The sequence below is a fragment of the Rhizobium skierniewicense Ch11 genome, from assembly GCF_023757665.1.
GTDB lineage: Bacteria > Pseudomonadota > Alphaproteobacteria > Rhizobiales > Rhizobiaceae > Agrobacterium > Agrobacterium skierniewicense.
On record NZ_RXPG01000009.1, the window covers coordinates 337,703 to 358,550 of the forward strand.

General features: G+C 57.9%; 18 protein-coding genes. 10 read left to right on the forward strand and 8 right to left on the reverse strand.

Annotated elements, in window-relative coordinates; genetic code table 11:
- Nucleotides 1–53 precede the first annotated feature (53 nt).
- Nucleotides 54–1,328, reverse strand: coding sequence for a phosphoribosylamine--glycine ligase (gene purD / locus EKM04_RS10085; RefSeq protein ID WP_183894243.1), 1,275 nt, complete (start codon nucleotides 1,326–1,328; stop codon nucleotides 54–56).
- A 172-nt stretch (nucleotides 1,329–1,500) separates the two neighbouring features.
- Here purD and EKM04_RS10090 point away from each other — a divergent pair, with 172 nt between their 5' ends.
- The 3 genes from EKM04_RS10090 to ubiA all read left to right on the forward strand — a co-directional run bounded on the left by EKM04_RS10090 (nucleotide 1,501) and on the right by ubiA (nucleotide 6,245).
- A complete protein-coding gene (locus EKM04_RS10090; RefSeq protein WP_183894245.1) occupies nucleotides 1,501–3,813 on the forward strand; it encodes a Tex family protein in 2,313 nt (770 codons plus the stop codon).
- Nucleotides 3,814–3,966: 153 nt separating this feature from the next.
- The gene (locus tag EKM04_RS10095; RefSeq protein WP_183894247.1) at nucleotides 3,967–5,223 is read left to right on the forward strand and encodes a cyclopropane fatty acid synthase; all 1,257 of its coding nucleotides are present in this window, start codon (nucleotides 3,967–3,969) and stop codon (nucleotides 5,221–5,223) included.
- Between the two features lie 68 nt (nucleotides 5,224–5,291).
- Nucleotides 5,292–6,245, forward strand: a complete 954-nt coding sequence (gene ubiA / locus EKM04_RS10100) for a 4-hydroxybenzoate octaprenyltransferase (protein WP_183894249.1) — start codon at nucleotides 5,292–5,294, stop codon at nucleotides 6,243–6,245.
- A 65-nt stretch (nucleotides 6,246–6,310) separates the two neighbouring features.
- Here the strand turns inward: ubiA and EKM04_RS10105 are convergent, their stop codons facing one another.
- From EKM04_RS10105 to EKM04_RS10120, 4 genes are all read right to left on the reverse strand, one after another.
- Entirely contained in the window at nucleotides 6,311–6,877 is a 567-nt protein-coding gene (locus EKM04_RS10105; protein ID WP_174152230.1) for a DUF6101 family protein, read from the reverse strand.
- Nucleotides 6,878–7,321: 444 nt separating this feature from the next.
- The gene (locus EKM04_RS10110) at nucleotides 7,322–8,752 is read right to left on the reverse strand and encodes an FAD-binding oxidoreductase (RefSeq protein ID WP_183894251.1); all 1,431 of its coding nucleotides are present in this window, start codon (nucleotides 8,750–8,752) and stop codon (nucleotides 7,322–7,324) included.
- Nucleotides 8,749–9,741, reverse strand: a complete 993-nt coding sequence (locus tag EKM04_RS10115; protein ID WP_183894253.1) for an L-threonylcarbamoyladenylate synthase — start codon at nucleotides 9,739–9,741, stop codon at nucleotides 8,749–8,751. The genes EKM04_RS10110 and EKM04_RS10115 overlap by 4 nt, the downstream gene beginning before the upstream one ends.
- A gap of 102 nt (nucleotides 9,742–9,843) precedes the next feature.
- A complete protein-coding gene (locus tag EKM04_RS10120; protein WP_183894255.1) occupies nucleotides 9,844–10,452 on the reverse strand; it encodes a DUF6656 family protein in 609 nt (202 codons plus the stop codon).
- 325 nt (nucleotides 10,453–10,777) lie between these two features.
- Between EKM04_RS10120 and EKM04_RS10125 the strand changes: the two genes are divergently transcribed.
- From EKM04_RS10125 to EKM04_RS10140, 4 genes are all read left to right on the forward strand, one after another.
- Nucleotides 10,778–12,022, forward strand: coding sequence for an aromatic ring-hydroxylating oxygenase subunit alpha (locus EKM04_RS10125; RefSeq protein ID WP_183894257.1), 1,245 nt, complete (start codon nucleotides 10,778–10,780; stop codon nucleotides 12,020–12,022).
- A gap of 11 nt (nucleotides 12,023–12,033) precedes the next feature.
- Nucleotides 12,034–13,107, forward strand: coding sequence for an FAD-binding oxidoreductase (locus EKM04_RS10130; protein ID WP_183894471.1), 1,074 nt, complete (start codon nucleotides 12,034–12,036; stop codon nucleotides 13,105–13,107).
- Nucleotides 13,108–13,212: 105 nt separating this feature from the next.
- Nucleotides 13,213–13,668, forward strand: coding sequence for a BA14K family protein (locus tag EKM04_RS10135; protein WP_183894259.1), 456 nt, complete (start codon nucleotides 13,213–13,215; stop codon nucleotides 13,666–13,668).
- 227 nt (nucleotides 13,669–13,895) lie between these two features.
- The gene (locus tag EKM04_RS10140; RefSeq protein WP_183894261.1) at nucleotides 13,896–14,390 is read left to right on the forward strand and encodes a BA14K family protein; all 495 of its coding nucleotides are present in this window, start codon (nucleotides 13,896–13,898) and stop codon (nucleotides 14,388–14,390) included.
- 59 nt (nucleotides 14,391–14,449) lie between these two features.
- Here the strand turns inward: EKM04_RS10140 and EKM04_RS10145 are convergent, their stop codons facing one another.
- Nucleotides 14,450–15,445 carry a transporter gene (locus EKM04_RS10145; protein WP_183894263.1) on the reverse strand — a complete coding sequence of 332 codons (996 nt, stop codon included), beginning with the start codon at nucleotides 15,443–15,445 and terminating at the stop codon, nucleotides 14,450–14,452.
- Nucleotides 15,446–15,697: 252 nt separating this feature from the next.
- On the opposite strand from EKM04_RS10145, the gene EKM04_RS10150 reads away from it, so the two are divergent.
- From EKM04_RS10150 to EKM04_RS10160, 3 genes are all read left to right on the forward strand, one after another.
- Nucleotides 15,698–17,482, forward strand: a complete 1,785-nt coding sequence (locus EKM04_RS10150) for an acyl-CoA dehydrogenase family protein (RefSeq protein WP_183894265.1) — start codon at nucleotides 15,698–15,700, stop codon at nucleotides 17,480–17,482.
- Nucleotides 17,483–17,491: 9 nt separating this feature from the next.
- A complete protein-coding gene (locus tag EKM04_RS10155) occupies nucleotides 17,492–18,250 on the forward strand; it encodes a crotonase/enoyl-CoA hydratase family protein (RefSeq protein WP_183894267.1) in 759 nt (252 codons plus the stop codon).
- Nucleotides 18,251–18,345: 95 nt separating this feature from the next.
- Entirely contained in the window at nucleotides 18,346–18,669 is a 324-nt protein-coding gene (locus EKM04_RS10160) for a hypothetical protein (protein ID WP_183894269.1), read from the forward strand.
- 3 nt (nucleotides 18,670–18,672) lie between these two features.
- Here the strand turns inward: EKM04_RS10160 and EKM04_RS10165 are convergent, their stop codons facing one another.
- Together EKM04_RS10165 and EKM04_RS10170 are read right to left on the reverse strand one after the other, a co-directional pair.
- Nucleotides 18,673–19,923 (reverse strand): class I SAM-dependent RNA methyltransferase, encoded by a 1,251-nt coding sequence (locus EKM04_RS10165; protein WP_183894271.1) that lies wholly within the window; start codon nucleotides 19,921–19,923, stop codon nucleotides 18,673–18,675.
- Nucleotides 19,920–20,672: a TlyA family RNA methyltransferase gene (locus tag EKM04_RS10170; RefSeq protein WP_183894273.1), complete on the reverse strand. Its 753-nt coding sequence runs from the start codon at nucleotides 20,670–20,672 to the stop codon at nucleotides 19,920–19,922. The genes EKM04_RS10165 and EKM04_RS10170 overlap by 4 nt, the downstream gene beginning before the upstream one ends.
- Nucleotides 20,673–20,848 lie beyond the last annotated feature (176 nt).

Here is a 20,848-nt window from a genome sequence, read left to right on the forward strand (position 1 = left end):
CTTTCCATAGGGTCAGGAATTTTGGTAAATATTGAACGAAATTCGGGTTCGTTTTACGTCGCGTTCTCGCGAGCCACGGCCTGCCAACCGATATCGCTGCGGCTGAACCCATTGTCCCATGTCACGTCTTTTGCCAGGGCATAGGCGCGTGCTTGTGCTTCCGTTACGGTTTTGCCGAGGGCCGTGACGTTCAGCACGCGTCCGCCGGTCGCGACCAGTTGCCCGTCTTTGAGCGCCGTCCCCGCGTGGAAGACTTTGGCATCTTCGCGTGCATCGGGAACATGCGCAATGGGCGTGTTTTTGTCGTAGGAAGCTGGATAGCCCTTGGAGGCCAGAACGACGGTGAGCGCCGCGTCGTCGCTCCACTCTACCGTCACTTGATCCAGCGTGCCGGTGGCTGTGGCATAGAGAATGGGCAGCAGGTCGCTTTTCAGGCGCATCATCAGCACCTGGCATTCGGGATCACCGAAGCGGACATTGTATTCGATGAGTTCAGGGCCTTTTTGGGTCATCATCAAGCCTGCGAAAAACACGCCAGAAAACGGGTTGCCATCCCTGGCCATGCCCTTGATCGTCGGCTCGATGATGTCCTTCATGGTCCGCTCGACTATCGCGGGCGTCATGACCGGCGCTGGCGAATAGGCGCCCATGCCACCCGTATTGGGGCCGGTGTCGCCATCGCCGACACGCTTGTGGTCCTGCGCGGTGGCCAGCGCCAGCGCCGTCTTGCCATCGGAAAGGCAAAAAAAGCTGGCTTCCTCGCCATCGAGGAATGCTTCCACGACGACTTCAGCACCCGCTGCACCAAAGGCGCCATCAAAGCAATCATCGATGGCGGCAAGGGCGTCCGCCTCACTCATCGCGACGGTCACGCCCTTACCCGCGGCCAGACCATCGGCTTTGATGACGATGGGCGCTCCCTGTTCACGGACATAGGCCTTGGCCGGTTCTGCAGACTTGAAGCGCTGGTAGGCACCGGTTGGAATATCGTAACGGGCGCAGAGATCCTTGGTGAAACCTTTGGACCCCTCCAGCTGAGCCGCCGCCTTCGACGGGCCGAAGGTGGCGATACCAGCGGCGCAAAGATCATCGGCGAGACCAGCAACCAGCGGGGCTTCCGGGCCGATGACGACAAAGTCGATATTCTTGTCCTTGGTAAAGGAAATAACCGCAGCGTGATCTTCAATATCGAGCGAGACCAGCGTGGCGTGTTCGGCGATGCCGGGATTGCCGGGGGCGGCGTAAAGGTGCTCAAGACGGGGGGACTGGGCGATTTTCCATGCCAGCGCATGTTCGCGTCCGCCGGAACCGATCAACAGAACTTTCATGGTCGACACCCCTGTCATCTCGCCTTTAATCGTGTTGTTGGGGCGTTAAGGGCCAAGGGCTGAAAGGTCAAGCTCAGCCCATGCTTTTCTGTGGAATCGCGCAAGCTTCTTGTTGTCATGCTACATTCAGTATCTATGTTCTGGCAAAATTTAAAACAGTTCAGAGAACCATATGTCCGCAGATAATGCCCGCCTTGCACCAACCATCGCTTCCGAGATCAACGCCCGCGCCGAACAGGTAAAGGCGGCGATTGCGTTGCTGGACGAGGGTGCGACCGTTCCCTTCATCGCCCGCTACCGCAAGGAAGTGACCGGCGGGCTCGATGATACCCAGCTCCGCACGTTGGCGGAACGGTTGTCCTATCTGCGTGAACTCAACGCCCGGCGTGCTTCGATTGTCGATTCTATCAGCGGTCAGGGAAAGATGACCGATGAGCTGATGGTCAAGATCGTGTCTGCCGTGACCAAGGCCGAACTTGAAGATCTCTACCTTCCCTACAAACCCAAGCGCCGTACCCGAGCCGAGATTGCCCGTGAGCGTGGGCTGGGTCCGTTGGCGCAGGCTATCTGGGACAATCGTAGTGCGGACCCTTCCGTTTTGGCGCAGGCCTATGTGCAGGGAGAGGTCGCGGATGTGAAGGCGGCGCTTGAGGGTGCCCGCGACATCGTTGCCGAAACCATGACGGAGAATGCCGATCTGCTCGGCCGTTTGCGTGATTACATGCGCCGCAACGCCACCTTCCGCGCCAAGGTGGTGGACGGCAAGCAGGCGACGGGCGAAAAGTTCTCTGATTATTTCGACCATTCCGAAAAATGGGCGACTGTGCCAGGCCACCGGGCGCTGGCCATGCTGCGCGGCTGGAACGAGGAGGTTCTGACGCTGACAATCGATGTCGATGCCGATGATCCATCTCCCGTCAAACCGGCGCAGCGCACCGTCGCCAGCGCGTTCGATATTCGCAGCGCCGGTCCCGCCGATGCTTGGCTGATGGAGGTTGCCGGTTGGACCTGGCGCGTGAAGCTATCCATGTCTCTATCGCTCGACCTGATGCGCGAATTGCGAGAGCGGGCCGAAGAAGAGGCTATCCACGTCTTTGCCCGTAACCTGAAAGATCTGCTGTTGGCGGCGCCTGCCGGTTCGCGTGCCACCATGGGTCTCGATCCGGGCATCCGCACCGGCGTCAAGGTGGCGATTATCGATGGCACCGGCAAGTTGCTGGATACGACCACGGTCTACCCGTTCCCGCCACGAAACGATATTCGCGGCACGCAGGCGGAGCTTGCGAGCCTCATCAAGAAGCACAATGTCGAGCTGATTTCCATCGGCAACGGTACAGGAAGCCGTGAAACCGAACGGCTGGTGGCCGATATGCTCGGGCAGTTGAGCGGCGCAAAGCCCACCAAGGTCATCGTGTCGGAAGCTGGCGCGTCGATCTATTCTGCCTCGGCCAGTGCTGCTGCCGAATTCCCCAATCTGGATGTTTCGTTGCGCGGTGCGGTTTCCATCGCTCGACGTCTGCAAGATCCGCTGGCGGAGCTGGTGAAGATCGAACCGAAATCCATCGGGGTCGGCCAGTACCAGCATGACGTCGACCAAGGCAAGCTGTCTCGCTCTCTGGATGCGGTGGTGGAAGATGCGGTGAATGCGGTGGGTGTCGATCTCAATACGGCATCGGCACCACTCCTGTCTCGCGTTTCGGGCCTGGGTAGCTCGATTGCCGATGCGATTGTGTCGCACCGTGACCAGACCGGGCCGTTTGCCAGCCGCAAGGAACTGCTAAAGGTGCCACGTTTGGGACAGCGCACATTCGAGCAATGCGCGGGCTTTTTGCGCATCTCCAACGGCAAGGAGCCGCTGGACTCATCTTCCGTGCACCCGGAAGCTTATGGCGTCGCCAAAAAGATCGTCGCCGCCTGCGGTCGCGACCTGCGCTCTGTGATGGGCGACAGCGCGGCATTGAAGTCTCTGGACCCGAAACAGTTCATCGATGAGCAGTTCGGTCTCCCCACCGTTAAAGACATCATTGCCGAACTGGAAAAGCCCGGTCGCGATCCGCGTCCGAGTTTCAAGAGCGCAACCTTTGCCGATGGCGTCGATGAAATCACCGATCTAAAACCTGGAATGCTGTTGGAGGGAACGGTCACGAACGTTGCCGCTTTCGGCGCTTTCGTGGATATCGGCGTGCATCAGGACGGTCTGGTTCACGTCTCCCAGCTTGCCGACCGCTTCGTCAAGGACCCGCATGAGGTCGTGAAAGCTGGCGATGTCGTAAAGGTGCGCGTGGTAGAGGTCGACGTGAAGCGCAAGCGCATTGCGCTGACCATGCGCAAGGACGCAGGTGAGGCGGCACCTCAGCCGATGCGCGAAAAAGGCACCGCAAATGCCATGCGCCATGCCAGTGCCAAGCCGCAACCGCGCACAGAGACGGCGCAACCCGGCGGTGCATTGGCTGCGGCGATGGCCGAAGCCATGAAGAAACGTTGACCCAAGGTTGAAAAGAGCGGTTTCCATCAAAGGAAGCCGCTTTTACAGCATGAAATCATTCAATTTATTTGAAACTAGAGTCGCTTGAAACTTTGAACGAAAGCGATAGCTTTACCCCAATTGATAAGTGAGACTTAGCTTATGGGGGGTGAAATGGCCTCGTCTCTGCATGCTCTGCTTGGAAAAATAGTCAAGACCGGCAATCTCGTCGTAACCGGCCCCGGCGGGCTGCACGTGTATGGTAACGGAACCGGGAAAAAAGTTGCTCTCAACTTCACCGATGATGCGGCGATGGATGAGATTGCCGGAGATCCTGCCCTCAAACTCGCTGAAATCTATATGGAAGGCCGCATGGCCGTCGTTGAAGGCGACATCTATGATTTTCTGGCACTGATCAAAGGCAACACGCTGAGCGAGGCGCTGACGTTCGGCATGGTCTGGCGCGGCATGGCGCGCATCATTGCGTCGCGCATCAAGATGCATCTGCCCATCAACCACAACAAGGACAATGTCGCCCACCACTACGACTTGAGCGCCAAGCTGTTCGATCTGTTTCTGGACGAGGACTGGCAATATTCCTGCGCCTACTTCAATCCGCCTGGCATTAGCCTCTACGAGGCGCAAGTTGCCAAGAAGCGGCATATCGCGGCAAAACTGCTGCTGGAGCCGGGGCAACGCGTGCTGGAAATAGGCTCCGGCTGGGGCGGCATGGCCATGTATCTGGCTGAGAGTTCAGGTGTGGATGTTACCGGCATCACGCTGAGCGAAGAGCAATTGCGGGTCTCGCGCGACCGTGCGCAAAAGCGAGGGCTGGCGGACAAGCTCCGGTTCGAATTGCAGGACTATCGTCATCTGCCCGCCTCCAGCAAATATGACCGTATCGTCTCGGTCGGCATGTTCGAGCATGTCGGGCCGACGCATTACCGCGAATATTTCACCAAAGCTGCAGAGTTGCTGGATGATAGGGGTGTGATGGTGATGCATTCCATCGGCCAGCCCTATCCTGCACTCGCAACAAATCCCTTCATCGAAAAATATATTTTCCCCGGCGGCTATATCCCCTCCTTATCGGAGGTTTTGCCCGCCGTCGAAAAATCCGCATTGCTGGTGCGCGATATCGAAATACTGCCGATGCACTATGCCCACACCTTGCGCAAATGGCGCGAGCGTTTCGTAGCCAAGAAGGCCCAAGCCATTGCCATTTACGACGAGCGGTTTTTCCGAATGTGGGAATTTTATCTCGCAGGTTCCGAGATGGCGTTCACGCACGAAAATTTCCATATTTTCCAGATTCAACTGGCAAAGCGCGGAGACGTCGTGCCGGACAATCGGGACTATATCGCTGCGACGGAAGAGAGATTGCGCGAATTCGAAAAGACGCGACCACCGCTGGAAAAAGTTCTGTTTTGACGAGGCAGCGGGCGGTGCCGAGGTGTTTTGCTTGACGCTTCGTAAAAGCCAAGCGTAGAACGCTTGATATGGTTGACCAAGGCGATCTTTCCGGCCGCGTTTCTGATGCGCCATCCAACAATTGGGTCTATCGGATATTGCCGAGGACGCTATGGCCCTATGCGCAGCTGGCGCGTTGGGACCGTCCTATCGGCTGGGAACTGTTGATGTGGCCCTGTTTCTGGTCCGCAGCGATGGCGGCGAACACAGCGCAGCATCTCGGCATATTCTCCTGGGTCCTTCTGCTTTTTCATCTCTTTCTGTTTTTCGCCGGTTCCGTCGCCATGCGTGGCGCTGGATGCACCTATAACGATCTGGTCGACCACAAGATCGATATGGCGGTGGCGCGCACCCGCTCTCGGCCCTTGCCGTCGGGGCGGGTCAGTCGCAAACAGGCGAAAATCTTCATTGTCATCCAAGCGATGGCCGGACTTGCGGTTTTGTTGTCCTTTAATGGTTTTGCCATTGTCGTTGGCCTGTCATCGCTCATATTCGTGGCGATCTATCCTTTCGCCAAGCGCTTCACCAACTGGCCGCAGTTTTTTCTCGGGCTTGCCTTCTCATGGGGCGCCCTGATGGGCTGGGCGGGTCAATTCGGTTCACTATCGATCTCGCCAGTCCTGCTTTACGTCGGTGCTATCGCCTGGACAATTGGTTATGACACGATCTATGCCCACCAGGACCGGGAAGACGATACCGCTGCCGGTATCGGTTCGACCGCGCTTTTGTTCGGAGAGAAGACGCATAGTTGGCTGATTGGTCTCTACGGGGCAGCCTTGGTCTTCATCTTTCTGGCATTCTTGACGGCTGGTGTTCACTGGTCGGGTTATCTTGGCCTCGTCATCTCTGCCTTCCTGTTGTTTGGTCAGGTAAGGGTTCTCGATATCGACAATGTCGAACAATGCTTGGCTCTGTTCAAATCCAACAACCGCGTTGGTCTTTTGATTTTCGCCGGGCTGCTGTTACCTTTGGTCGTTGGCTGACACGCAAAAACCGGCGACGTCTTTCGACGCACCGGCTTTTTCGTTTTGTCCGCAGATGTGGAGGATCAGCTGCGGGCGATGATTTCCTTACCCTGAATACGCAGGCTCATACCCAGCGAACCGGTGCTGCGGCGCACGAGGAAGCGCGGGCGGCGGTCGGCGAAGTAGGAGTGGCGGCGACGCGGGCTGGTGGTCTTGGTCCGCACATGGCCGAGATGATCTTCCAGTGGGCGGGCAACGCCATCCGCTTCGACCATCAGCATGGGAATGCGGTAGGCCTCAGACCAGCTGCGCCAATCGGCAGCGATGTCGCACAGGTCGTGCGCCACCAGCAGCGGAATGCAGAGGTCCGGGTCGTCGTGGTGAAGTTCGAGCGTCACGGTGACCTGTCCGTCACCATGGTCGATGGCGCGTGCGGCAACACCCTTGAACGCCCTGGCCGGAAGCGCAAAGGACAATGGAAGGCCGCTGGACTGGAGAACCTTGCGAAGAACTGCGCCGCGCTCGTCGAGCGTGATAGCGATATCGGCTGAACCCTTGTCCTTGCCGTAGGTGATCTGCTGCGGGAACCGTGTAGGGTCGAGCCGGAGTGTCGCGCCTGCCCATTCGGGCTTCAGAACAGTGTTGGTCATCATGCTATCCTTGTTTTACCTGAGAGCCGTTTCATGGTCTCGTCCGGGACTTTTCGTCCTCTGATAGGGAGAAGATAGCGGCCGCTTGTTCGAGACAGCTTAAAAATCGAGGTTAAGAAAACTTTGCATTCCCAGATGGTTAGCAAAAGGCGGACCGATAGGGTTTCGAAATCCTGAATTGGCACGGCAGCCTGTGGGCAGGCGTCCGTGCCGAGATCGGATTTCCAGTTCATGTAGACAGGAGAAAACGCGTTGGCCGTCCCTGCGCGCATCGCCCTGAGAAACAGCTAGCGCAGGGCTCAGCGCTCCCGGCAATTGCCAAGGATGCGAAAGCCAAAAATGGGTGGGGATGACGAGCGTGACGCCCAAAAAAAGGCGCCACAACGGGAGCTCGGGCTGTGGGTAGAGTGCTCTATTCTTAAACGGAAGCGATAGAGATGACCGCTAAATGCGAACGACCTTGCCCGGGTTCATGACGCCCGCCGGATCGAAGGCTGTCTTGATTCGGCGCATCAGTTCCATTTCGATACCTGGGCGGATATCGGCAAGCTCGTCACGTTTTAACTGGCCGATGCCGTGTTCCGCAGAAATCGATCCGCCATATGACAGCACGATGCCGTGGACAATGTGATTGATCTCACGCCAGCGGGCAATGAACTCTGCCTTGTCGGCACCGACAGGCTGGGAAATATTGTAATGGATATTGCCATCGCCGAGATGACCGAAGGCACAGATGCGCGCACCGGGAATGGCGTCAATCACACCAGCCGCCGCTTCCGCCATGAATTCGGGGATTTTCGAGACCGGCACGGACACGTCGTGCTTGATGGAGCCGCCCTCCGGTTTTTGCGCATCTGACATACTTTCACGCATGTGCCACAGAGCCTGACGCTGCGCCTCCGATGCGGCTATGACCGCATCCTGTACGATACCGGCCTCAAAACCCTGTTCCAGCAGAGTTTCCATCATGGTCTGTGCCGTCTCGGCCTTGTCAGAGGTCGAGATGTCGATAAGCGCATACCATGGATGCGCTGTCTCCAAGGGGTCGCGTACGCCCGGAATATGTTTGGCCGTAAACTCGATGCCGATGCGTGGCATCAACTCGAAGCCGGTGAGCGCCGCTCCGCACAAGGTCGAGGCGCGCTCGAACAGTTTCAGCGCCTCTTCCGGCGAATTGAGCCCGGCAAAGCCGACCTGATGCCCTTTCGGCTTGGGGAAGAGTTTCAACACCGCACCGGTGATGATGCCAAGCGTGCCCTCGGAGCCAATGAACAGATCGCGCAGATCATAACCCGTATTGTCCTTCTTGAGGCGGCGAAGACCATTCCAGATCTCGCCTGTCGGCAGGACGACTTCGAGCCCCAGGCAAAGCTGCCGCATGTTGCCGTAAGCCAGAACGGCCGTGCCGCCCGCATTTGTGGCAAGATTTCCGCCGATGCGGCAGGACCCTTGCGAACCCAGCGACAGTGGAAACATGCGTTCCACCTTCTCGGCCTCCTGATGAACGTGATCCAGAATGCAGCCACCATCCACAATGATGACGTTGGCAATGGGATCGATGTCGCGAACGCGGTTCATGCGTTCCAGCGACAGAATGACGTCGTTGCCATCGCTGCGCGGCGTCTGCCCGCCCACCAGACCGGTGTTGCCCGTTTGCGGGACGATGGCCGTGCCGGTTTCGCTGGCGAGCTTCAGGATGGCGGCGACCTCTTCCGTAGAGGCCGGTTTTAGCAGCAGCGGCGAGGCGCCCTTATACAGTCCGCGATTTTCGACGAGATGAGGTGCAAGATCAGCCTGATCGCGCACGGCGTTCTTCTCACCAACGATGGTCACGAAACGCTGGAGTAGATCGTCGGGCAGGGCGGTGGTGGTCATGATGCCCTCGTTGAGGGTCGTGGTGCAGCGGCACGCGCCAGCCGGTCGTTGATGGCTTCGCCAAGGCCTGTTTCGGGAATGGAGGTAATGGCGATGCTGCGCGCGCCGCTGGCATCGGCGGTTTTGAGGTGGTCGAACAGGTTCGTCGCAGCTTCCGCCAGATTGCCGGTAGGGCTGAGATCAAGCACCGTCAAGGCATGTGCCTCACCGGCTATCGCTGCGCCACCAAAGCGGATCAGGGCCTCGTCCTTCTCGACGGAAACGGCATTCAATCGCACTGATGCACCGGGCGCGTAATGAGAGGCCAGCATTCCGGGCGCTTCAATGGTAGCGGATGCTTTTTCCGACCGGGCAAGCGTCAGACCCAGGATACGCTCGATCTCTTCTGCAACCAGCCCGCCGGGACGCAGGAGGCGAACCGAGCCATCCGTTTCGACTTTGAGGATTGTGGATTCCACGCCCACCGGTGCTGCGCCGCCATCCAGAATAAGGCTGACCTTATCACCCAGATCCACCTCCACATGGGCAGCGCTGGTAGAGCTGATCTTGCCGGAGCTGTTGGCGCTGGGGGCTGCGAGCGGCTTTCCGAAAGCCGCGATCAAATCACTGGCAAAGCCCTGGGGAATACGGATGCCAACGGTATCGAGACCCGCCGTCGCCAGCGCGTGGATCTGGCTGTCGGGCTTTAAAGGCAGGATGAGGGTCAGCGGTCCCGGCCAGAATGCATTCGCCAGTTTGCGCGAGATGGGATCGAAAACCGCATGATCTTCCGCCATCTGGATATTTGCCATATGGCAGATCAGCGGGTTGAACTGAGGGCGTCCCTTGGTTTCATAAATGCGGGCAATGGCGGCAGGGTTCGTGGCATCCGCTGCAAGGCCATAGACCGTCTCGGTGGGAATGGCGACGGGATGGCCGGACGACAGGACATGGACGGCGTCGCGAAGCGCCGTTTCCCTGTTATGATCGATGTGAATATGACGCGCCATGGATGCTTGAGCCTTTCAGGCGTGCCGCCTTTGGCGCCACACTTTCGCGCGGCATCCTTTAGAGGTTTTCAGCCCAGTTGAAAAGCCATCTGCGCAACGGTGTCAGAGCGTGCGGATGAACTTGCGCATCTCGCTGGAGCGGGTACCCAGCATCAGCACGTTCTTGAGCGCGATTTTCGGGTCGCTCGTGCGAAACAACAGACCATCACGATGAATCGCCTTGTTGATCTTCACTGTCTTGTCACCGGCCATATCCATGGCGATGGCGAAATACATGCGCGACTGGCGTGGGTCGATATTTTCGAAGAACTGCTCGTCGCCGCACAGTTCGGAAAAGAAATTGGCGAAGTAAAACGAAAACAGCACCGGCGTATGCGCATCGAAGCTGGTGCGGGATGCCGTCACGTGGCAGTAGCCGAGGTGCGGACTTTCCTCGATGGTGCGATGAAACACCATTTGCGGAAAACGGATCGACTGATGAAAAGAGTTCAGCCGGGAATGGGTCATTTCACCAGCGGTCTGGAGTTTGCGCCCGGTAATTTCGGCGACTTCATCATGAGTCAGATAACGCGGTTCGCGTGGTATCCATTTTTGCTCGTAACGGGCGATTTTACCGGTTCGAAGAAAGTCCGAATGCGCTGTTTTCGAGCGTGTGGGAGCCATATTGCGAGCGCTCACATCGAAGTAGCGGATTTGCGTTCCCTTCTCCATCGAGAGAGCTCCTGTTGCCTACCCCCTTGTTTTTACGGGGAGTAGGTTAAGATTCTCTTGTTGCGAGGGAATCGATGTTAAGGAACGTCTACTCGCCGTTTTTGGCATACTGCGACGAAATGTTTCGGAAGCCGCGTATTAACGCCCTGTTTTAAATGTATAATCTGGTGATGTCGCATTTATGAGGCATGTCGCAATTTGTCGCCAATGCGGAAGCCGATGTCGCTGTATGTGGTGCTGAAGATCGACGCGAATGGTTAGATCATCCCAGCTGAACGCGGGGGGATGCTTTGGAAGCGAGCCGCGACTTTTCGAGGACATGGCCATGGATTTGCGTGAAACCGTATTGCGCCAACTGAAAAACCGTCGTGAAGGCTTCACGCTGGAGCAACCTTTCTACGTGGATCAGGACTATTTCCAGCTGGATATGGAAAATATCTGGTATCGCGATTGGCTTTTTGTGGCGCATGATTGCGAAGTGCCAAAGGCCGGGACCTACCTCACGGTTCAAATCGGTGACTACTCTGTCATCATCGTGCGTGGCAAGGATGGCACCATACGTGCCTTCCACAATTCCTGTCGGCACCGTGGTTCACGCGTCTGCACCAGCCAGAAGGGTCAATCCGCTCGCCTCGTCTGTCCCTATCACCAATGGACCTACGACCTGGATGGCAAGCTTTTGTTTGCCCGCCACATGGGCGACGATTTCAACAAGGAAGATTTCGGTCTGAAGCCGATCGCCTGTGAAGCCGTTGCTGGCTACGTCTTCATCTGTCTGGCAGAGCAGCCGATGGATTTCGCTCCGGTGCGTGCCGAAGTCGAAGCCTACATGGCGCCGCACCGCATCTGGGAGGCGAAAGTCGCCCATGAAAGCACCATCATCGAAAAGGGTAACTGGAAGCTCGTCTGGGAAAACAATCGCGAGTGCTATCACTGCGCCGCCAACCACCCCGAGCTGTGCCGCACCTACCCGGAAAACCCGAGCGTGACAGGCACGGATGGCGGTGCCAGCGATCCTGAAATCGGCGGTCATTGGGCGCGCTGCGAGGCCGCCGGCCTCCCCAGCCGCTTTAAGATGGATCCCAAGGGACAATTCCGCGTGGCGCGCATGCCGCTGATCGGAGAAGCGGAAAGCTATACGATGTCCGGCAAGCGTGCCGTGCGCCGCCCGTTGTCCGACGATGTGACCATCGACCATATCGGTACACTGCTGCTGTTCCACTACCCGACGACGTGGAACCACTTCCTCGGTGACCACCTGATTTCCTTCCGTGTGGTGCCGCTTGGGCCGCAGGAGACACAGGTCACGACCAAATGGCTGGTCCACAAGGACGCCGTTGAAGGTGTCGATTACAATCTGGAAGACCTGACGCATGTCTGGAACGAGACCAATGATCAGGACCGCCGCATCGTCGAGGAAAATGCGTTCGGCATCCGTTCGCCTGCCTATGAGCCGGGGCCCTATTCACCGGAAGACGAAGGCGGTGTCATGCAATTCGTAAACTGGTACTCCGATTTCATGATCGACCGTCTGTCGGGAGACAAGCAAAAACTCTCGGCTGTCGCATGACCTTGGTGAACATGGCGACCACCTACAGGCATATCGACGAAATGAAGCCGTGGAGCGACAAGCTTCACATGCTGGAATGCATTTCGGTCACGCCCGAAACGCCTGACGTGATGACATTCCTGTTTCGCTCCGAAGGTCCCAACTGGTTTCGTTATCTGCCGGGTCAGTTCGTGACTCTGGAACTTCCGGTCGGGCCGGAGCCTCTGTTTCGCACCTACACGCTGTCGTCCAGTCCATCGCGCCCCTATGCGCTGGCCGTCACAGTCAAGGCGCAAGCCGCCAGCATCGGAACACGCTGGATGTTCAACAACCTCAAGCCGGGCATGCGCATTCGCGCGCTGGGACCGCTGGGGGATTTTTCCTATGTGCGCCATCCCGGCGACAAGTATCTTTTCATCTCGGCAGGTTCCGGCGTAACGCCGATGATGTCGATGGTGCGGGACATGAGCGACCGCGCACCGCTAAGCGACATTCATTTCATCAACTGCTCGCGCTCTCCCTCCGATATCGTCTTCCGGCACGAACTCGAATATCTTGCCCGCTTCATGCCCAATCTTTCGCTTGGTTTCATCGTTGAAAATTGCGGGCGTACCGATCTGTGGTCTGGGCTGAAGGGTATGGTCGACAAGGCCAAGATCGCTTTGCTCTCGCATGATTTCATGGACCGCACAGTATTTTGCTGTGGTCCTGAACCGTTTATGGCGGCCATCCATTCCATGCTGGAAGCGTCGGGCTTCGACATGGCGCGCTATCATCAGGAAAGCTTTGCTCCCGCAACGCCCGTTGCGGTCGGCCCGAGTGCGGCCCTTGAAGATGGCGAGGTCCTGGCGAAGATCGGCTTTACGCTTTCCGGCAAGGACGTCCCCTGCCAGCCGGGCCAGACGATCCTGATGACCGCACGTGCGGCGGGTGTGCGCATTGGCGCGGCCTGCGAATCCGGCATATGCGGAACATGCCGCGTTCTGAAGCTTTCGGGCGAGGTTGAAATGAACCACAATGGCGGCATTCTCGACGAGGATATCGAGGAGGGATATATCCTTGCCTGCTGCTCGCGTCCGTTGACGGATGTTCAAGTAGAGGCGTGATGATACTTGGGTTCCATTTTGCGCAATGGAACCAATATCCGATCTTTCCGTTAGGTGCTCATCGAAACGCGGTTCAACGCGTCGTGTCCACAATGGAGGAAACTCATGCTGAATTTGCGCAAGACGAGCGTCGCTACCGCAGTCGTCATGCTTCTGACTAGCTTCGCACCGTCGCAGGCTTTTCAGGCCCCGATCCCAATGGTAAAGCCTGTTCAGGCAACAACACAGGACGTTGTTCCTGTGCAGTTCAGTTACGGTGAACGTCGCTATTATCGCCATCGTGATCGCGATTTCCGTCGCTCCGAGGCACGACGCGGATATTACAACGGTCACCGAGGTTACCGCGAATACCGCCGTGGCTATCGCCAGCACAATGGTTACTGGTTCCCTCTGGCTGCTTTCGCGACCGGTGCGATCATCGGTGGTGCGGTGTCTCAGTCGCGTCCGTCATACGGCAGCAGCCATCAGCAATGGTGCGCGAACCGCTACCGCTCGTATCGCGCCTATGACAACACGTTCCAGCCTAACAATGGCCCCCGCCGTCAGTGCGTTTCGCCGTGATATGCAGATTTAAATCAAGCCCGGCATCATGCCGGGCTTTTTCTATTGTTTCAATTCAGAGCCGATCAAGTGACTGTGAACGAACTGTTAATGCTGGGTTCAGCTAGCCATTTATATTCTGAACAATATATAAATTGAACCGCATTTCGTAAACGGAATATCAAAAGAAGAACATCGTTATTCACAATGCGCCGGCAGTGTATCCGGCCGTGGATGGAGGAAATCAGATGCAAAACTATATGAAAATCCTTTGGGCCGCCGGTTTCTCGGCGTTGATCGCCGCAGGCTCCATCGTCCCTGCGCAGGCCATGCCACTGACCGTTGCTCCACCAGCCGTCGAGAAGGCCGATAGTGGTGTGGTGAACGTCCAGTACTGGCGTGACCGTGGTTACAGACGTGACTATGGTGGCGGTTATTATCGCGGCCATCGTGGCTATCGTGATTACCGTCCGGGATATCGCCACCACAATGGCTACTGGTTCCCGCTGGCCGCATTTGGCGCTGGTGCTATCATTGGCGGCGCCCTAGCTCAGCCTCGCGAAGTTTACCGCCCTGTGCCGGAATACCGTCCGCGTCCGGTCTACCGCGCTGCTCCGCGTGTCGGCTTGAGCCAAAGCCACGTGAACTGGTGCTCGGGTCGCTACCGTTCGTATGATGCCTATAGCAACACGTTCCAGCCTTATAACGGCCCACGCCAGCCATGCTATTCGCCTTACGGCTGATCGACATAAGTTTCAAAGTGAGAAATGCCGTCCGGCTCCATCCGGGCGGCGTTTTGCATTTAGAGAATGCCGACACGGCGCAGGATGATCCAGGCAAAGAGAATGGATGCAACGATGAAGCTGGCGGCATAGATCGTGCCGCTGGCTCCTTCCGTAAAGGGGAGGGCACCGGTGTTCATGCCGAAAAAACCAGTGACGAGCGTCGGAGGCAAAAGAAACGCTGTCATCAGCGACAGGATGTAGAGATGCCGGTTGGTTTCCGAGGAAAGCTTCGAATCGACCTCTTCGTGTAGCAGCCTTGCCCGCTCCTGAAGCGCGTAGACATCGTGATCGATGGACTCAAGTCGTCCGGTCAGACGGGCCGCGATCTCTTCGAAGCCGAATGGCATTTCCTCGTCATCGGCCGCGGACGCCCTGCGCATCAGTGTCAGCACCGTGCGCAGATGCCGGTGGAGGCGCACCACGGTACGGCGTACCGGCGCCAGCCTGCGACGTTCGTCGCAGGGCGTGGCGTCATAAACGAAATCCTCTATGGCATTCAACTCCTCCGTCGTTTCCATCACCAGCGCGATCAGGCTGCGTTGGAATTCCGCGACGAGGCCCTCGAAAACATGCGAGGGCGTGGAAAAGCGCTTCGGGTTTTTGTCGATAGCGGCGCGCAGACGGTCGATGGACCGAAGTGGCTGCAAGCGGGTCGTGATGATGTAGCGTTCGCCCAGCGCAAAATGCAGCCAACCGATATCGCGGGTTTCCTGATCGAACTCCCTTTGGAAATCGATCAGCGTTCCATAGAGCGCGCCGTCATCGACGACGATGGAAGGGTGCGTTTCATGCGTTGTCAGGTTCGCCTTGATACTGTCATCGAGTGCATGAACGCTCTCCAGAAAGCCCGCGACGCGTGAATCTGCGAGGTTCAAGTGTAGCCAGAAAAAACCGTCTTCGGTCTGGAGATCGGCAAGTGTTACGTCAGCGCCCAATCGGACGCAGGGCTCGACCCCGGGGCGAAAACGGTAGGCCCAGACGAGACCGGGAATGGCGGGGTGAGGAATGTCCATGCGCTTGATCCTGAAACACGGTCGCGGCGAGGAGCGGAAGACAATCCCGCTTATGCGACGAACTCATGCTGACCAGAGTTTTGTGACAGTTTGATTACGGTCATGCCGATTGGCGCAGGCCGGTTACGAAAGCAGACCGCACCACGCTTTAAGTTGAACACATCGGGGATATTTCAAATTGACGTTTACGTAAAAATCAATTAGCCCCGAAGGCTATCGCTTTGCAATTTTGACGCTTCGGGAGGAGGCAGAATGTATCTCGCACCGGTAGACGATATCGCTTTTACGCTGAAACACGTGGCAGGCCTGAAGGTCGCGCTGGAACAGGGCGCGTTCGGTGATCTCGATGAAGATACCGTCGATGCCATTCTCCATGAGGCCGGTCGTTTCGCCACCGAAGAGGTTGCGCCTCTGGCGGAGATCGGTGATCGCCAAGGCTCCACCATCGTGGATGGTGTCGTGCGCACGCCAGATGGCTGGGCCGATCTCTACCGCCGTTGGGCAGACGGCGGCTGGAACGGCCTGACCGCGCCGGAAGAATTCGGCGGACAGGCTCTTCCGCATCTGTTGAATGTCGCAGCTCTTGAGATGTGGAACTCCGGCTCCATGGCGTTTGCCCTTTGCCCGACGCTGACAATGGGTGCGGTGGAAGCCATCGCCACCCATGGAAGCGACGATCTCAAAGCGATCTATCTGGAAAAACTGGTATCCGGTGTCTGGACCGGCACCATGAACCTGACGGAGCCGCAGGCCGGATCGGATCTCGCTGCCTTGAAAAGCCGGGCAGAGCGCGTCGGTGATGGCAGCTATCGGATCTTCGGCCAGAAAATCTACATCACCTGGGGTGAGCACGACGCAGCCGACAACATCATCCATCTGGTGTTGGCGCGCCTTCCGGATGCGCCTGCGGGTACACGCGGCATCTCACTGTTTCTCGTCCCGAAATTCCTGCCCGATGAGGCAGGCAATCCCGGTGAACGCAACGATCTCTTCTGCCACGCGCTGGAGCACAAGCTGGGTATTCACGGCTCCCCCACCTGCACGATGATTTTCGGTGACGGTCGCTATGGTTCCGAGAAGGGTGCTATCGGATGGATCGTGGGTGAAGAGAACAAGGGTCTTGCTTGCATGTTCACCATGATGAACAATGCACGTCTGGCCGTGGGCATGCAGGGTGTGGCCATCTGCGAAGCGGCGACGCAGAAGGCGATTGCCTATGCCAAGGAGCGCGCCCAGGGCAAAGCACCCGGTACCAAAGCGACGGGCATGAGCCCGATCATCGAGCATCCTGACACCGCCAGAACGCTTCTGACCATGAAGGCGCTGACCCAAGGCTCCCGCGCCATTTCCTTCTCCTGCGCCCATGCCATCGATATGAGCCATGTGAAAACCGATGCAGCGGAGCGCACGTTCTGGCAGGAACGGGCGGCCCTTTTGACACCGATTGCCAAATCTTTCTCAACCGATGCCGGCGTGGACGTGGCCTCGCTCGGCATTCAGGTGCATGGCGGTATGGGCTTCATAGAGGAAACGGGTGCGGCCCGTTACCTGCGCGATGCGCGTATCGCACCGATCTATGAAGGCACCAACGGTATTCAGGCCATCGATCTTGTCACGCGCAAATTGCTGCTCTCCGAGGGCGCGCAGGTGCGTGGGTTTATCGCCGAATTGAAAGAACAGGCACAAGCGGTGCATGCTTCTAACACACCGGAGCTTGGCGAGACGGCCCGCTATCTCGACCGGAGCATTGCCGATCTGGAAGAGTCGACCGATTGGTTGCTGGGTGCCTTGGCAAAGGGCGAAACTGCCGCAGCACTTGCCGGTGCCACACCGTACCAGCGTTTGTTCGGATTGGCTCTGACCGGGGTCTATCTGGCCAAGGGTGCTTTGGCTTCGGTCGACGACGGGCAGGGGACAAACCGCACCGCGCTTTGCCGTTTCACTGCGGAGAACCTTCTTGCTGAAACGTCCGCCTTGAAGGATCGTGTGATATCTGGAGCCGCGAGCCTTGAAGCCGCCCGCGCCGTTCTGGCCTAAGGAGTTCTCATGTCTGCCGATCATATCCTTGTTGAACGTCCGCAAGCGGCACCCGGCGTGCTGGTCATTCGTTTCAACCGACCGGACAAGAAAAACGCCATTACGGATGCCATGTATCGCACCATGATCGAGGCCTTGCAGACGGCAGATGCGGATGCTGAAATTCGCGTCATCGCCTTTCTCGGCTCAAACGGCTGCTTTTCGGCGGGTAATGACATGGCTGACTTCATGGCCTTTGCCATGTCCGGCGGCAAGGGCCGGCTGGCGGCGGGGGATTTCCTGCATGCGCTGGTCGGCGTTCAAAAACCCATCGTATCCGGTGTGGATGGTCTCGCCATCGGCATCGGTACCACGCTCAACCTGCATTGCGACATGACGGTTGCTTCTGCCCGCAGTCTGTTCAAGACGCCTTTCGTGGATTTGGCTTTGGTGCCGGAAGCGGCTTCCAGCCTGCTCGTGCCGCGCATCATGGGCCACCAGCGTGCCTTCGCGCTGCTGGCCGCAGGCGAAGGCTTTTCGGCAGAACAGGCGCTTCAGGCTGGGTTGATATGGAAAGTCGTGCCCGAAGCCGACGTCGAGAGCGAAACGCTGAAAATTGCGTCATCGCTTGCAGCAAAGCCACCGCAGGCGCTCAAGATCGCCCGTGATCTTCTCCGTGGAGACAGCGCTGACATTCGGGCGCGGATCGACGCTGAAATCGTGCATTTTGCTGCCCAGCTACAGAGTGAGGAAGCCAGAGCGGCGTTCGAGGCATTCATGCGTCGTTAAGCGTGGCTGGTGAAAATGGGCGGGTCTTGTGGAATTGCCAAAGAAGGCTGTTTAGTCTTTGGGGAAGGAAACTCCGTTTTCAAGAAAGCCCATCCATGCGCCCGCTCATTTTCGCAATGCTTGCCATCATCATGTCGCTGTCCACTGTCGCCGGTGCGGCCAGCCTTCAGCCGCCCTCAATGTCGCAGCTGGCGCACAGCGATATCATTGACGTGCAAAATTTCAACAGTCAGGCGGGTTCGTCCAACCAAAACAACGGTTATGAGCGCCGCCATCAGCGCTTCGTCTGCGTTGTCACGCCACCTGATAGCGCCAACCGCTCGCGACCCTATGTCTGCCCTGTTCAGCAAGGACGGGTTGGTGGACGCTGTCGTTGCAGCGGCGTGGTCGGCAACGGCAATATCGATACCGCCTGGTAAGCGTTACTTTTCGAGCGTTGCGACCGCTTCCACGTGCGGCGACCATAAAAATTGGTCGATAGGCGTGACTTTGGTCAGGCGATAACCACCCTCAACCAGAATAGCGAGGTCTCGTGCCAGCGACAGCGGGTTGCAACTGACAGCGACGATCTTCTTCACGCCGCTGCGGGCCAGTTCCTTGCACTGGGCCTCTGCCCCTGCGCGTGGCGGATCGAAGACCACGGCATCGTAGTTCTTCAGTTCCTTGACGGTCAGTGCATGGCGAAAAAGGTCACGCTTTTCAATGGTTACGGGTTTCAGGCCTTGCGTGTTGCGGGCCGCAAGATCAAGCGCCTTGAGCGCCTTGTCCTCGGCCTCCACCGCGTGAACCTTACCCAGACGGGCCAGCCGCAGGGCAAAGGTGCCGGAGCCGCTGAACAGGTCGGCGATGCGCTTGGATTTGCCGACATGCGCGACAACCAGTTCGGCCATGGCGTCTTCGGCTTGCTTCGTGGCCTGTGCAAAACTACCCGCGGGGGGCGTGATGTTGACGCCGTCGAATTGAATAACAGGCCTCAGTGGTTCGATCAGGATTTCACCCGAGAGCGAAACACGGGCAATACCGGGCATCGACAGCACGATTTCAGTGACAGTACGGCGCTGCTTGTCGCTGGCCGTTTTGATACCTTCGAAGCAAATATCAAGCCCTGAAAGCGTTTCCATCACGGTGATGCGGAACGGTTCGGCGGTCGTTGCAAGCGGTGCACCGATGGCTCGGATCGCATCGAGACGCGAGACGATACCATCGGTCGTGACGGGACATTCTTCGATGGCGACGATATGGTGGCTGTTGGCCTGACTGAAGCCCAGCAGGAGGCCTTTTTCGGTTTTGCGGGCGGTGAAGACGACACGGCGTCTTTCACCGGGGCGACAGTGCACCAATGCTCCTACTTCGGCGTCGAGACCTTTGGATTTCAATGCGGCGACGACGAGGCTGCGCTTGAAGACGTGATAGGGTTCATCGGCCAGATGCTGCAGGGAACAGCTTCCGCAGGTGCCGTTCTTGCCATCGGGACCGAAGTGGCGACAGGCAGGCTCGCGCCGCTCGGGTGCCGCTTCGGTGATCGACATGATGGTGCCCTGATCCTTGATCCGGGCAATCGCAACGGTCTCTCCGGGCAGCGCGAATGGGACGAAGATCGGCCCATCCGCGTCGTGCACGATGCCATCGCCCTGCGCGCCGAGGCCTTGTATTTTCACGGTCTGGGCTGTCATGGCTTGCGACCTCCGAGAAGAAACTCCTCGGTCCCATCGCCACCAGCTATGGGGGAGGGGATGAGGCCAAGGCTGATCCAGCCCATGTCTTCCACCAGCCAGCGCTCAAGTTCTGCGGCAACAGCCGGTGCTGTCTCAGGCTCTTTCAGCAGGCCGGCCTTGCTGATCGCATCGCGTCCTGCTTCGAATTGCGGCTTGACGAGCAGAATGGCCAGCGCACCGGACTCGACCAATTCGAGGGCAGGCGCGAGCGCCAGCTTCAACGATATGAACGACACATCCGACACGATAAACCGTATCGGCCGGTTATCGATATCGTCGCTTGTCAGGAAACGTGCGTTGAAACCTTCGATGCTGGTAACACGACGGTCGTTTTCGATGCGGGGATGGATTTGGCCGTGGCCGACATCGATAGAGGTGACGTGGGAGGCGCCGCGTTTCAGCAACACCTCGGTAAAGCCACCCGTGGAGGCGCCAACGTCAAGACATTCCAGATTGCGTGGGTCCAGTTCGAAATAGTCGAGTGCTGCAACCAGTTTCAATGCCGCGCGCGATACGTAATCCTGCGCGGGATCGCTGATCTCAAAGACGACATTTCCCGGGAATGTCAGGCTGGGTTTTGTGACGACCTTGCCATTGACGCGAACGGTGCCGCGCGCCACGGCATCGCGTGCACGGGAGCGGCTGGCAAACAGGCCGCGCGATACCAGAAGCTGGTCCAGCCGGTGATTTTCAGATGAATGAGACATGTTGTGTCAATGACTGCCAAAAGCCCGGAAAGCAAGCATTTTGTAACGGCCAAGCACTGAGCGGAGCGCAAAACATAGTTTCCACACTGGTCCAGCACCTGTGGTCCTCCCCAGCGCTTAAGCGAAAATAAACGGCTTTATGGCATTGTCTCGTATAACTGATTTTAGACGTAACA